The sequence below is a fragment of the Pseudomonas sp. CHM02 genome (assembly GCF_000612585.1).
Classification (GTDB): domain Bacteria; phylum Pseudomonadota; class Gammaproteobacteria; order Pseudomonadales; family Pseudomonadaceae; genus Aquipseudomonas.
This window is the reverse complement of the sequence record NZ_JFCA01000021.1, coordinates 31,742-45,047: the sequence shown is the minus strand read 5'-3', so window position 1 is coordinate 45,047 and position 13,306 is coordinate 31,742. Positions and strand designations below refer to the sequence as shown.

Annotated in this window: 14 protein-coding genes and 1 tRNA gene; 4 read left to right on the top strand and 11 right to left on the bottom strand. The window is 60.3% G+C overall.

What is annotated here, in order from left to right; translation table 11 throughout:
• A complete protein-coding gene (locus tag BM70_RS0113740; RefSeq protein ID WP_025856535.1) occupies positions 1-351 on the top strand; it encodes a hypothetical protein in 351 nt (116 codons plus the stop codon).
• Here the strand turns inward: BM70_RS0113740 and sctU are convergent, their stop codons facing one another.
• From sctU to BM70_RS0113685, 11 genes are all read right to left on the bottom strand, one after another.
• Entirely contained in the window at positions 352-1,449 is a 1,098-nt protein-coding gene (gene sctU / locus BM70_RS0113735; protein ID WP_025856534.1) for a type III secretion system export apparatus subunit SctU, read from the bottom strand.
• On the bottom strand, positions 1,446-2,234 hold the full coding sequence (gene sctT, locus BM70_RS0113730; protein WP_025856533.1) for a type III secretion system export apparatus subunit SctT: 789 nt from the start codon (positions 2,232-2,234) through the stop codon (positions 1,446-1,448). Before sctT ends, sctU begins: the two co-directional genes overlap by 4 nt.
• A 10-nt stretch (positions 2,235-2,244) precedes the next feature.
• Complete coding sequence (sctS, locus tag BM70_RS0113725; RefSeq protein WP_025856532.1) at positions 2,245-2,508, bottom strand: type III secretion system export apparatus subunit SctS; 264 nt, start codon at positions 2,506-2,508, stop codon at positions 2,245-2,247.
• Between the two features lie 7 nt (positions 2,509-2,515).
• On the bottom strand, positions 2,516-3,169 hold the full coding sequence (sctR, locus tag BM70_RS0113720) for a type III secretion system export apparatus subunit SctR (RefSeq protein WP_025856531.1): 654 nt from the start codon (positions 3,167-3,169) through the stop codon (positions 2,516-2,518).
• Complete coding sequence (locus tag BM70_RS0113715; RefSeq protein ID WP_025856530.1) at positions 3,166-4,179, bottom strand: FliM/FliN family flagellar motor switch protein; 1,014 nt, start codon at positions 4,177-4,179, stop codon at positions 3,166-3,168. The genes sctR and BM70_RS0113715 overlap by 4 nt, the downstream gene beginning before the upstream one ends.
• On the bottom strand, positions 4,176-4,463 hold the full coding sequence (locus BM70_RS33945; RefSeq protein WP_371262146.1) for a type III secretion system HrpP C-terminal domain-containing protein: 288 nt from the start codon (positions 4,461-4,463) through the stop codon (positions 4,176-4,178). The genes BM70_RS0113715 and BM70_RS33945 overlap by 4 nt, the downstream gene beginning before the upstream one ends.
• 167 nt (positions 4,464-4,630) lie before the next feature.
• Positions 4,631-5,059 carry a YscO family type III secretion system apparatus protein gene (locus BM70_RS0113705; RefSeq protein ID WP_025856527.1) on the bottom strand — a complete coding sequence of 143 codons (429 nt, stop codon included), beginning with the start codon at positions 5,057-5,059 and terminating at the stop codon, positions 4,631-4,633.
• Complete coding sequence (locus BM70_RS0113700; protein WP_025856526.1) at positions 5,046-6,404, bottom strand: FliI/YscN family ATPase; 1,359 nt, start codon at positions 6,402-6,404, stop codon at positions 5,046-5,048. The genes BM70_RS0113705 and BM70_RS0113700 overlap by 14 nt, the downstream gene beginning before the upstream one ends.
• The gene (locus tag BM70_RS0113695) at positions 6,401-7,294 is read right to left on the bottom strand and encodes an FHA domain-containing protein (protein WP_025856525.1); all 894 of its coding nucleotides are present in this window, start codon (positions 7,292-7,294) and stop codon (positions 6,401-6,403) included. Before BM70_RS0113695 ends, BM70_RS0113700 begins: the two co-directional genes overlap by 4 nt.
• Before the next feature lie 34 nt (positions 7,295-7,328).
• Positions 7,329-9,422 (bottom strand): type III secretion system export apparatus subunit SctV, encoded by a 2,094-nt coding sequence (sctV, locus tag BM70_RS0113690; protein ID WP_025856524.1) that lies wholly within the window; start codon positions 9,420-9,422, stop codon positions 7,329-7,331.
• On the bottom strand, positions 9,419-10,483 hold the full coding sequence (locus tag BM70_RS0113685) for an HrpJ domain-containing protein (RefSeq protein ID WP_025856523.1): 1,065 nt from the start codon (positions 10,481-10,483) through the stop codon (positions 9,419-9,421). Before BM70_RS0113685 ends, sctV begins: the two co-directional genes overlap by 4 nt.
• Positions 10,484-10,746: 263 nt before the next feature.
• Here BM70_RS0113685 and BM70_RS0113680 point away from each other — a divergent pair, with 263 nt between their 5' ends.
• From BM70_RS0113680 to BM70_RS0113670, 3 genes are all read left to right on the top strand, one after another.
• Positions 10,747-11,298 carry an RNA polymerase sigma factor gene (locus tag BM70_RS0113680; RefSeq protein ID WP_025856522.1) on the top strand — a complete coding sequence of 184 codons (552 nt, stop codon included), beginning with the start codon at positions 10,747-10,749 and terminating at the stop codon, positions 11,296-11,298.
• Between the two features lie 191 nt (positions 11,299-11,489).
• Positions 11,490-11,566: transfer RNA gene (locus tag BM70_RS0113675), tRNA-Met, on the top strand.
• 166 nt (positions 11,567-11,732) lie between these two features.
• Positions 11,733-12,974, top strand: coding sequence for a tyrosine-type recombinase/integrase (locus BM70_RS0113670; protein ID WP_025856521.1), 1,242 nt, complete (start codon positions 11,733-11,735; stop codon positions 12,972-12,974).
• Positions 12,975-13,306 lie beyond the last annotated feature (332 nt).

Sequence of the window (13,306 nt, the reverse complement as noted above, 5' to 3'; positions counted from 1 at the left end):
ATGCCCGACGATCAACGCCAGGTGTTTCTGGACAATCTGGTGAGCGGCAGTGCCGCTCACCTGTGCCTCGCGCCCGGTATCACAGTACGCGCACTGAACGCTGGAAATCGCCCGGGACTTGCCCTTCAAGTTGCTCGCGAAGCGTTGCAGTCGGGGCAACTACAGCGCGCGCTGGAGCGACGCTTTGAGCAGCCGTTGGCGTTCGACGGTTGTTTTGTTTACCTCGACGCCCAGGACGCGCTGGTGATCTGGCACGCGCTGCCGGCGATACACAGCGCGCGCGACAGGCTCCTCAGCCGGATGCTGGCACTGGCAAACCTGCGAGCCCTGGATGTTGGTTCGAACCGCTGATCAACGCTGCTCAAGCTCCGGCAGTTCCAGGGTTTCGCGCTTGGCCTCATCATCGAGTTCGCGCAAGGTACGGTAAATCAGCGCCACAGCCTGCAAGGTTTCGCGGGGGATGCTCGCTCCCAGTTTTTTCGTGTAGAGCGTGCGGGCCAGCCATACGCACTGGATCACCGGCACTTCGGCGGCCTTGGCGCGCTGGATCAGCTTGCGGGCCTGGGCATCCGTGCCCTTATCGACCAGCAACGGCAGCGACGTTTTACCCGGACGGTAATACAGGGCGACAGCAAAGTGAGTCGGGTTGACCACCAGCATGTCGGCCTCCTCCAGCTTGGGCAACTTGACCTTGGGTTCTTCCTGGGCCAATTGATACGCCAGCGACCGCCGTTGTCCCTTGACGTGGGGATCGCCCTCCATGTCCTTGTACTCTTTGACGACCTCCACTTGGGTCATGCGCATGCGCTTGGCAAAAAAGTGCTTCACCAGTACCAGGTCGATGAGCGCCAACACCAGCAGCATGCCAAGGCAGACATGCAGCAGGTGACGAAACAGCGCAATCAACGCCAGGATGTAACTTTGCAGATCACTGGTGGCCAGGTTGATCAGCGTGCCCAATGAGGGATGGATCACGACATACAGAATCAACGCGATAAGGACAGCTTTCGCAACACTCATCAGCAGGTTCATCAACTGCTGGGCAGAGAACATTTGCTTGATTTGGCTGACAGGGTTGAGGCGATTGAAATCCAGCTTCAGGGTCTGCGGTGCAAACAGCAACCCGAACTGCATCCAGCTGCTGATCAGCTTGGTGGCAATCGCCACCCCGGCCATCAACAAGGCGAACGAGAAAAACATTACCAGCCCCTCAAACAGCACTTCTTGCAGCGCTCGTGCAAAGGGCTGGGTCAGGCGTGACATCGGCAGCAGCATCAATTGCTGGAAGCGTTGCAAACTGGTCTCGGCGGTGAACAAGGCAATCTCACTGATGGCCGTCAGCACCAGCAGCTTAGCAACATCCTGGCTTTGGGCAACCTGGCCCTTCTTGCGTTGGTCACGCAGTTTTTTCGCTGAAGCCGGGTGTTTTTTTTCGCCGGAATCACTCATGGGCTTGCCACCTTGATCAAGAGCCTCAGCGAGTGTTTCAGGTCGCCCAACTGGCTCATGCGCCCGACAATCAGGTCCTGCAGCAGCGCAAAGTAGAGCAGCAGGATACCGATACCTGCCAGGCATTTGACCGGTGGCGCCAGCGTGCTGACCTGCAATTGCTGGCTGTAGACCCCCAGCAACGCGATACCGAACTCCAGCAACAGCAACACCGCAATAAAGGGGGCGGCGTAGAGCATCATGTGCGTGAAGGTATCGCCCAGCAGGTCGATGAGTACGCTCATTCCATTCGCCGCCGGCAGTGGAAACCATACGGTGGCAGGCCAGATCAGGTAGCTGTCCCAGATCACCTGGGTCAACGTTCCCAACCCAAGGCTGACCATCAGCAGGAAAATCGCCAGTTGCTTGAACATGTGCCCGATTGGCGTGGCATCCGGCCCCAGCGAAGGGTTGAGCTGACCACCGGCCAAAGCGCCACGCTGGTTATCCAGCAACGCCCCCACCGCCTCGAACATCCAGAATGGCATCGAGAGCAGGACGCCCAGCAACACGCCCAGGGCAATCTCCTTGAGCACCAGCGCGCCCAGTATGAGCGCCGAGTAGTCATGCCCCTCCAGCGCGGCATGAATACCCGGTGCGGGCAGCAGTGCCATGACCATCACAACGGTGCCCCGAAGCCTGCCGCGGATGTGTTGAAAACAGAACGCTGCGACCAGCAGGGCACAGGGGTAGATACGCGCCATGCCAATGAGCAGGCTGGGCAGGAACTCGAGATACAGCAGCACAGGCGATACCTCAGTTCAGGGCCGAGCGGCCGATGATGTCGAAGGTCAGGTTGATCAGTTGGATCAACTCCACGCCGATCCAGCGCCCGGTCATGATCAGCGTGATCCCCACTGCCACCAACTTGATGCCAAAGGGCAGCGTCTGGTCCTGTATCTGCATCAGCGCCTGCACCAACGACGTCAACACACCCACCACCACCGCCACAATCAACGGCGGCGCCGACAGCATCACCACCAGCAACATGCCCTGCTTGAACAGCACGATCGGTTCCATAAGCCACTCAGAGATAGGAAAGGAACAGGCTGTCGAGCAGACGCGACCAACCGGACACCATCACGAACAACAACAGTTTGAGCGGCAAGGAAATGGTCATCGGCGAGACCATTTGCATGCCCAGCGCCAGCAGCAGATTAGAGACGATCAGATCGATGACGATGAAGGGGATGTAGATCAGAAAGCCGATCTCGAACCCCGCCTGCAGTTGCGACAGGACAAACGCCGGAATCAGCAGGATCAGGTCTTCGCGCTGGACCTCTTGTGCCATTTTCACGGGCCACAGGCGCGCGGTGTTTTCCAGCAGATGCGTCAGCACATCCGGGTCGACGTTGCGCAGCATGAAGACGCGCAACGGCTGGATAGCCTCAAGCCCGGTCTGCAGAAACATCGTCAGGTTGCTCGTGTCCAGGGGAGAAGCCTTGATGCTCTCGGCGATTTCGTAACCGACCGGCGCCATGATAAACAGCGTGGCTGCCAATGCGATGCCGTTGACGGCCATGCCCGGCGGCACCTGCTGCACACCAATGGCGTTGCGGGTGATCATCAGCACAATGACAATCTTCAAGAACGATGTGCAGATGATCAGCAGCATGGGCATCAGCGACAGCGCCCCCACGAACAGTGCCAGGACGAGGGGATCTACCCCCTGGAATGTCATCGACCGACCATCACGCGGGACAACTGCAAGCCCAGGCGCCCGTCAACTTCCACCAACTGCCCCTGGCCAATCGGCCGGTCGCCGTAATACAGGCCGGCCATGCCCGGCGCGTAGCCGGCAATGCCAAGCACCGCGCCCGGCGCAAGGTTGCGCAACTCGCCCAGGGTCAGGTTCAACGTGCCGCAGCGTACGTTCAGTGCCATGCTCAGCTCATCGAACGGCTCATGGCCGAATACGTCCATTACCGGTTTATCGTCCTCATCCCCTGCGTAGTGGGGGGCGATGAATTCTTCGTCCACAGACGTCTCCTCGATTGAAGTAAGGCTCAGGCATAACGGCCCGCTGTCATCGTCAATGCGCCCATGCAATCGCCGCATGCCAACCTGGACATAGCCGCTGCCCTCGGCCAGGAAAAAGGTCTGTTCAAGTACCAGCACATCACCCGTGCGCAGACTGCGTGCCTGCGCGATCGGCAACTGCAAGCGCCCAAGGGTCACCGCAATCGACAGTCGAAACGATGCCGGCATCGGCCCGGCGATGGCACGCCACGGCCCGGCATCGCACAACGCCAGGAAGCTTTCGGGGGTCAGCCACACATACCCCTCGACCCGGGCTTTCCCCAGGGTCACAGCGAGCCGACAACCAAATGCCTTGGGCGGGTCAGTCTCCAGTAACCGCACATAGCCCAACAGCGACCTCACCTGCGGGCTCAGGTGCGTTTGGAACAATGCCCAGAACCATGAATCCGGGTCGTTGCCGGACGAGGCCAATGTCACCGGGCAGTCGCCCAGCAGGCTGAGCAACGGCCCGGCTTCGGCGAGCGCCAGCACGCCGCACACGGTTTCGATGCACACCGCCGGGCCGCCTGCCGGGGCACGTCCAGGCTCGAGCCGCAGTTGACCGCCCTGCCCCGCCACCTGAAACGCCAGGCACAGGCCGCGCCCCAGTCGACGTCGCGCCGCAACCGTGGCGCCCTTGAGCAACGGCAAGGTCAGCAGCGGCACTATCATGCGCAGCCGACATTGGTCAGACGCAGGCAGACCGGCTGCCCCAGCGTGACCGCAAACCGCTCCTCACACTGTTGTCGAACGCCGCTGAGCCAGCGCACCGTCGCCTGCTCTTCAGCCTCCAGGTCGATACTCCAGGCCCCCTGCTCGCGGCGCACACTCGCGTTGATCCGCCCCAGGCGAGGCAAGTACAAGACAGCATTGAGCGGCCACTGCGAAGCGGCGTGCAGACGCGGCGCCAGTTGCTCGGCCAGCGCCTCCATCATGGCCGCACCGCCCGAAGCCATCGTCCCCAATCGGGAAGCCCCCGCCCCTGAGCCCTCATCGTCAGCGGCCCAAAACTGCGCAAACAACCGCGTCAACTCCGCGGGCACCACGCCTGTCGTGACCAGCTCTCGCTCCTCGCGTGATTCACGCCCGCGTGGCCGCTGGGCGGGGGTATCTGAAACCTGGGTCATGTCGACTCCTGCGCCAATAAAAGGGATAACTCTTGAAGTTTTTCCACCTGCCGCAGGCACTCGCTGACCTGCTTCTGGGCATTGCCGATGCAGGCTTGTTTCTGTTCCCGCTGGCCCTGCAATGCCTCCAACTGCCCGATATCTCGTCGGGTATTGGCAGACAGGCAGCGCTCTTGTACCCCCCAGGACTTCAGGGCCTGCAGGGTCAATACCTGGCCCTGGTGCTGGCTGAGCAACTGGGCGCTTCGCAGCGCTTCCTCCTGCCGGGTTTGCTCAAGGGCATCCTGAGCCTGCTGGATATGCGCAAGCAGCGCCTGCTGGGCCCGCTTCGCCTCGCGCAGGGCACGTTCGGCGCGGTCTGCCCGGTGCCGGCGCAGGCGTCGCAGCGTCTCGACTTCACCGAGCAGCTCATCAGAATGGGACATAGGCGGTCAGCTCCTTGAGTTGCGCAAGCGTCGCGGCCATCGGCGAAGGCTCACGCAAGTCCTGGCGCAAGAACTGATCGACCGCCTGGCGACTGTCCACGGCCAGGTCAGTCAAGGCATCGCTGCCGGGTTGGTATTCCCCCAGCTTGAGCATCAGCTCGATCTGCTGGTAGGCCGACAACAAGCGTCGCAACGCCGTACCCGCCTGGATATCCGTCGGCTCGGCGACGTTGCTCAGGATCCGCGACAGGCTCGCCAGCACATCCACCGCCGGGTAATGCCCACGCTCGGCCAACTTACGGGACAGCACGATGTGACCGTCGAGCAGCGAGCGCACTTCATCGGCCACCGGGTCGTTCATGGAGTCCTGCTCGATCAGCACGGTGTAGATCGCCGTGATCACACCGTCACGGGTCAACCCGGCGCGCTCAACCAGCCGCGGCAGCAGGCTGTACACCGAAGGCGGCAGGCCACCGCGACCGAGGGGTTCGCCAGCGGCCAGGCCGATTTCACGTTGGGCCCTGGCGAATCGGGTCAGGGAGTCGATCAGCAGCAACACGCGCAGCCCCTTGCGCCGAAAACCTTCCGCCAATGCCGTTGCCGTAAAGGCCGCGCGCGCCCGCTCCATGCTGGAGCGGTCGGAGGTGGCACACACCAGTACGGCCTTGGAGCGCAGTTGCTCATCGAGTTCATGGTCGAGGAATTCGCGCAGCTCACGCCCCCGTTCACCGATCAAGCCGAACACGATGACATCACACTCCACGTTCCGGGCGATCTCGGCCAACAAGGTGGTCTTGCCACAACCGGCCCCGGCGAACAGGCCCACGCGCTGGCCTTCGCCCAGAGTCAGCAGGCCATCGATCGAACGGACCCCGGTGGCGAGCGCGCGGTTGATTCGTGGCCGCTCGGTGGGCAACGGTGCCTCACACAACACCGCACTGGTATCCGGCAGGTCGGCCTCGACAAACGCACTGGGGCCTTCTCCCGAGATCGGGCGGCCGAAACCATCCAGCACCTGACCGAGCAATGCCTCACTGACCTGCACTCGATGCGACACCCCCAGGCGCTCCACGCTGGCGCCCACCTGCACCCCTTCCAGATTGCCCAGGGCACTGAGCACCGCATCCTGCTGATCGAAACCGATGATCTCGGCGAGCATGTAGTCGCCGGGCTTTCTCTCCACCTGGCACAAATCACCGATACGCGCCTGGGGCAGTCGACACTGCAGCAACATCCCATTCACACGCTGAATGCGACCTCGCATCGTTACGGGCGCGAAGGTGGCCAGCGACTGGGCCTGGCGCTGCTGCCAGGCGTCGAGACGGGCTTGCAACTGCGCGTTCACCAGCGCACCTCATAACGCTGTGCGCCATCGAACACCACCTTGCTGTTATCGATCAGCACCAGGCGCAGGCCATTCACTTCATCGCCGACAAAAAGCCGCCGCCCCTCCTCCAGGACCACATGACCACTGGGCCCACCCACGATCTGCACAATCTTGAACGGCAAGGTCCCATCACGCGCACGCACACGACTGATTACCGGCACCGCACTATCGAATTGCTCACCAAATCGGCTGAGCATGCGCGCGACCAGCTCTACCTCATCCTGCGAGACGTCCCCACTGAGCGCGATCTGCCCATTGATCACCTGCAAATCGACGCGTTGGCTCAATTCACGCTCACTGAGCATCTTCAGCAACTGTTGGCGCACCTCAAACGGCGAGGCCAGCTCCTGTTTCTGCACCGTCGGCGGCATCAACGAAGCCTGGGCCTCAGGCTCGCCAATGGAGGCCATGCCCACCCCCATGAAGATGAGCGTTGCCACCAGCACCAAGGTCAGCAGGCGCTTTTGCTGCGAGTGCGAGAGGGTCGACAACGTGAGCATCTGCGCCGGCTCATTGGCCTGTGACGGCGAAACCTGAGCAGGGGCCGGCGGCCAGGGCTCATCGGCCAAGGTGACACACAGCCGCACGCCACCCACCGAAAACGTCATGTTCGGCGCCAGGCGCGCGATCTGTGCCAGCACCCGACCATCCGCCCCGTGCAACAGCCCCGCTTCGGCCTGCACCGACCAGATCGATTCGATAAGGCGCAGCCTGGCATGCTGCTCGGCAATGCCCGGATCGTTCAGCACCAGGTCGGCATCGGCATGGGCGCCGATGCTCCACTGCTCTCCAAACAGGGGCAACGCAGCGCCCTGATGCTGTCCATCAAGCACTCGCAACTCGAACATCATCGAGCCCTCCGTGCCGGACATCGACTCGCCCTCATGCCACCGCACCCCGCATCAACTCGTCCCGGCCCAAGTCAAAGCGCCCTAGCACCTTGACCTTGGAGGTACTGCCCAGCTCGGCAAAAGACAGCACCGGTACGCGGTTGAATTCCTCCAGCAACAACGCGCGCAGAGGGCTGCGCAAATCCTGTGCAACGAGCATCACACTCTTGAGTTTGGCGCGTACGGGAAAGGCTTGATTGAGCAAGTTGACCAATGCCGCGCTGTGTTCGTCGCTGAGTGCGAAGAACACCCCGGTCTGGGTCTGGCGCAGCGCTTCACGCAGGACGTTTTCGGCTTGCGGCGACAGCAACCAGGCGTGCAGACCGTCGGTTTCGCTGTACTGGTGGTAGATCTGAGCCTTGAGCGCAATGCGCGCGTAGTCGGCGAGTGCGTCAGGTTCACGCTCATGCTGACCGTACTCGATCAGCGACTCGACAATCAGCCGCACTGCCCGCAGCGGCACCCCTTCACTGGCCAGACGTTGCAATACCGCTGAAAATCGTGACAGCGGCATGATCCGCTGCAGCTCCTGGACCAATTCCGGCTGGTTGTGCTCCAGCCAGCTGAGGATCGACTTGCTCTCCTGGACCCCGAGGAACTGCGGTCCGCTGAGCATCATGGCCTGCTTCATGCGCTCAACGATCAGGCTCGACGCCGTGAAGCGTTCCAACTGTGGATCATCGAGCAGCGGGTCATCCGGCGCCAGCCAGACCCACTCCTGTTCATCGCGCTCTGCCAGCCCCGGTAGGGCATGCGCAGGCTCTACCGCCAGCGCCTTACGCTCAACCGCCACATGGCTGACGACCGACGCCTTGACCATCGGCACCTCATGCACACAAAAGCGCATTTCATCGTCGGCCAGCGCGTCATCAAGTTCCACTTCGAACGGTGGCAATGTCAGCCCGATGTTGGCGACCAACGCATTTCGCGCCTGGCGAATCGCGTGAATGAGATCCGTCACCTCGGGCGTCCCGCGCAGCGTCGGGGAGAATTGCAGCAGGTAGGGCCTTGAAGGATCAAACCCACGCAAGTCCTCACGGCCGTTCTCTTCGGGACGCACCGCTTCGGCGGCTTCAGCTTCGGGTTGTTCCCGTCGTTGGCGCTGGCGCAGCAGGTAATACCCCAGGGAACCCGTGATCAGCGCTATCAGGATAAACACCCCGGTAGGCATGCCGGGTACCCCTGCAAAGGCAAGCATCCCGACCGAAGCGATCATCCAACTCTTGGGTTCACTGGTCATCTGCCGGGCAATTTCAACGCCCATGTTATTGGCACCCTTGCGCCCATCCGGCGCCACGCGGGTGATGATCATGCCCGCGGTGAGGGAGATCAGCAGCGCCGGAATCTGTGCAATCAGGCCGTCACCGATGGTCAGCACCGAGTACAGCGCCATTGAGTCGGCGGCGCTCAAGCCGTGCTGGAACATACCCGTGGAGAACCCGCCCAACAGGTTGACCACGACGATGATCAAGCCCGCAATGGCATCACCCTTGACGAACTTCATGGCGCCGTCCATGGCCCCGAACAACTGACTCTCACGCGACAACTGCTCGCGCTTGTCCCGTGCCTGCACGCCGTCAATCAAGCCGGCACGCAAGTCGCTGTCGATGGACATCTGCTTGCCGGGCATCGCATCCAGGCTGAAACGCGCCGCCACCTCGGCCACCCGTTCAGAGCCTTTGGTGATCACCAGGAAATTGACCAGGGTCAGGATCAGGAAGATCACCATCCCCACGGCCAGGTTGCCGCCGACCACGAAATTACCGAAGGCCTCGACGATGTCACCGGCGTCCTGCTCCAGCAGGATCAAGCGCGTCGTCGCAATCGACAGCGCCAGGCGGAACATGGTGGTCAACAGCAGAATCGACGGGAACGACGAGAACGCCAGGGGGCCCGGCAGGTACAGCGCCAACACTATCAGCAGGCACGAGATGCAGATGTTGAGGGCGATCAGAATGTCCACCAGCCAAGTGGGCAGCGGCACGATAAAGATGAACACGATGGCCATCACCACCACGGCGCCCAGCACTTCAGCACGCTGCGCGACCTTGAGCAAAACCCGGTTGATGGCCGAAAGTGCAGTCACGCCAGGGCTCCCAGCTCACCGGGAAAACGTGCGGGGCTGCGTGTGACCCGATCCAGCTCGTCCATCACCGCCAGGAAGCCGCGCAGGGTTTCCTCACGGACTCGGCTGTCGAGCCATAACGCCAATGGCAATTGCTGGACCAAGGGGTAAAGCGCGGTAAGGGCCGATAACCGTTGGGCACCCGAATCACCCAGCAAGTCGGCCCCAAGCCGCAGAATTTCAGCCGCGGCAATACCGGTGCCGGCGAAACCCAGCAGGCGCTGCAACAGGCTCACTGCGTCATGGTCAATGCCCAGGCGCTGGAGCAGCGCGTGACAACCCGCCAGCACCCCGCTCAACTGCCCACAGCTTTGCAGCCCCAGCAACAAGGTGCGCAGCAAGGGTGTAGGCAATGACGACACCTTGGCCGCGATATCGTCAGCCAACGCCTTTCGCATCAGCTTGAGCCCGTCGGAAAACCGTTCGCCACCGTACACATCCAGCAGCGCCTGCATCATCGTCGCCAGCGATTGACGCGTAACCACACTGGCGTAGTAGAGCGTACGCAGCGCCTGGCGCTCCTGTGGGTCGACACTGGCCGCCTGCAACGCCACGGCGATGTTCAGGCCGGCCTGGATCTGCCCTTTGAAGCGGACTTCCAGCTTGGCAATGGCGTCCCGCGCCAAGGCCGCTTCAGAGGGACGCACTTCAGTGTCTGCCAGTGCCGCCACGTACTTGAGCACCACGAACGCGCGCGCAGGGTCACCACCAGCAATTTCCAGCAATTTGCCGACATCGGGCTGCTGCAGCAATTGCCAGCGGACACGCCGTGAAATGCTCGCCAGGGTTGCCTGGGCCGGATGGCCCAACTGGTCATAAATGTGCGCAAGCTGCTCGGCCGGGAGCACACGCACGCCAATCGTTCTCTCGCTCAGCGCGCGACTGTTGAGGTCCACTTCCTGGCTGAACAGATGAGCGAGCTCATCCATGCCGACGACGGGCGCAGAAGCGGAAGTCGGGCTGACAGCAGGCTGATCCAGTTGCCGGACCGTTTGCACATCGGGGGAGAATTCAACTTTCATGGACACGCCTGAACAGGAAGAGTGTTTCCCTGTGTGGCAAGACCAGCCCATGCGGTTCCATCAATAAACGATCGCACAGCAAAATTGAAAAGACTTGCACAAGCCTTCGACGCCCTATGCAAACCGCTGCACAAAATCGCTTCAATACAAGATATTTATCTATAAAAATCAATTAGTTATTAGAAATTTTTCTTTGGCACAGCCAGTGCAAACAGGGTTGCCGTCGACACCCTTTCGACTGCGTCTACACCAAGGAAAAAACCATGAATATCCCTATTGAAGCTTTAGCGCACCTGGTTGGCAGCTCGCCTCAATTCATGCTTCACCTGACAGACGACCAGCAAAAAAAACTTCGCCGCTTCATTCACAAACGCGTACTCAACCCGGAAGATGCAGACGACCTGCTGCAATTGACGTACCTGGAAGCCTGGCGAAACCGTGAGCGTTTCAGCGGCAATGCCAGCCTCAGCACGTGGATGTGCGGCATCGCGCAGAACCTGATCCGCAATCACTTCAGGCGCCTGTACGCCAAACCCGTGCATTGCGAATTCGATGAAGCGTTGTGGCATGGCCAGGAGGACAATCGCAATCTGGATTGGGAATTCGAGATCAATCGTCGCCTGGAAAAAACCCTGAGCGCCATCGACCACCTGCCGATGGAAATGCGCAAGACGCTGTACGCCTCACTCGAAACCGACGGCAGCTACCAGGATACCGCCGACGCACTGGCGATACCTATCGGCACCGTTCGCTCGCGCCTGTCACGGGCACGCGAGCAGCTTAAACGCGCGACGCACAACTCGACGTATCCTTAAAGTCAGGCCCCGCGTTGGGCGGCAGGGATATCTGCCCGACGCGACCCGGCTTTTCGGGTGCCTGGCCGGTTGAATCGCGAACCACTCGTCGCCAGACGAGCCCGTTTCGCTTAAACAGTTGAAAGCGTAGATAAAAATTCAAAATAAATACTTGACGCATTGCCGTTCTACGCGAATAATGCGCGCCACTTGGCTACATAGCTCAGTTGGTTAGAGCATAGCATTCATAATGCTGGGGTCCGGGGTTCAAGTCCCTGTGTAGCCACCAAGTACCGATCCATAGATGTCTACAGGAGTCTATGAATCACCTCAAGAAGCCCGCCTAGTGCGGGCTTTCTTGTTTCTGGCTGTTCATCTCTATCTACCCTTATCCTTCCCCACCGTGTATGCCCACGTGTATGCTTCATAAATAATTGAACTGAAGGCATACAAGGATGAAACGCACAGATATTAAGCGGCGCCCTCTCGCTGACACTACGCTTTCCAGCCTGGAGCCTGAGGCAGGGGCATACCGCGAGCTAGACAGCCCAGGGCTATATTTCAGGGTCAAGCCGAACGGCCAAAAGTCTTGGGAGTTACGCTACAAGAAGCCAGACGGCAAATGGTCGTGGCTTGGCCTTGGCGGCTATCCGGAAGTGGGCGGTGCTTTCGCTCGGCAGAAAGCGGCTGATCTACGCGCCGACGCATCGGAAGGTAAGAACCCGATCACATCCAAGAAAGCTCGCCAAGCCGCCGAGATCGATGCAGCCAACGATACCTTTGAAGCATTGGCAAGGGAGTGGCACACGTCTCGCCTGAGCGGCTGGGATGCTGGTACGGCCAAAAGGATACTTGGCGCACTCGAACGCCATGTATTCCCCTTGCTCGGTAAACGCCCCTACACCTCTATCATGTCGATGGAGTGGATGGAGCTACTGAGAGGGCTTGAGCGTCAGGGGATTCTGGAGCAGATGAGCCGTGTAAGGGCCTACTGTAAAGATATCTATGACCTGGCTCGCGTAACAGGCAGAGCCGTCAACAACCCGTTGGAGGGTGTGCATAAATTTCTGTCCTCGGGAAAAGCAGAGAACTACGCCCACGTCCCCCCTGATGAGCTTCCGGGGTTACTTCGAGCGATACGCTCCTACCCCCACGCCAAAGATGTTCAGCTCGGCCTGAGGCTGTTGACCCTGATGGCTGTACGCCCCAGCGAACTCCGAGAGGCACAATGGGTAGAGTTCGATTTCGACAAAAGACTGTGGACCGTTCCAGTCGAGCGCAAGGGTCGCAAGAAAGGTCGTGAGCACCTGGTGCCACTCTGCACTCAAGCAGTGGAAGCACTGATAGAGCTTCGGCAACTAACCGGCGCTTACCCACTCCTGTTTCCAGGTCGAAGCGACCGCACCAAACCTCGAAGTGATACCGTTTTCCTTATGGCACTCCGGCGCCTTGGTTACGAAGGCCGCCAGACAGGTCATGGCTTCCGCCACATCGCCAGCACAATCCTCAACGAGCATGGCTATCCTGCTGACCATATCGAGGCCCAACTCAGCCACAAGGCACAAGGTGTTCGAGGGATTTACAACAAGGCTCAGTACCTTGAGCAGCGCACACAGATGATGCAATGGTACGCCGACCATCTCGATTCCCTGAAGGCAGGAAATGTGGTGCAAGGTCAATTTGGGAAGGTTGTATGAAGTTGTTAACCCTATACCCCCTCAAAAATCGTGTTACGGGTGTTACGCGTGTTACGCCAACCAATAACCAATTGTTTTCATTGAATATATTTAGCGTTACACGCAATGCGCAATCTCTGAACACCAGGTGTTACACCGAGCAGTCGTGTTACAGAAAGGCCACACCCGCAACCCTGCTGGCATACGCGTTTCCCTCCGAAAACCGCTGCGTTAGCCCACTGGCCTTGGGGCGTCGGGGAGAACTCAGTGGACATTGATTACGGCATAGAACTAGAGATCGCCGGTGTGGATGTCGACTGTCTACTTTGGGATCTCGACGATGTTGAAATCGC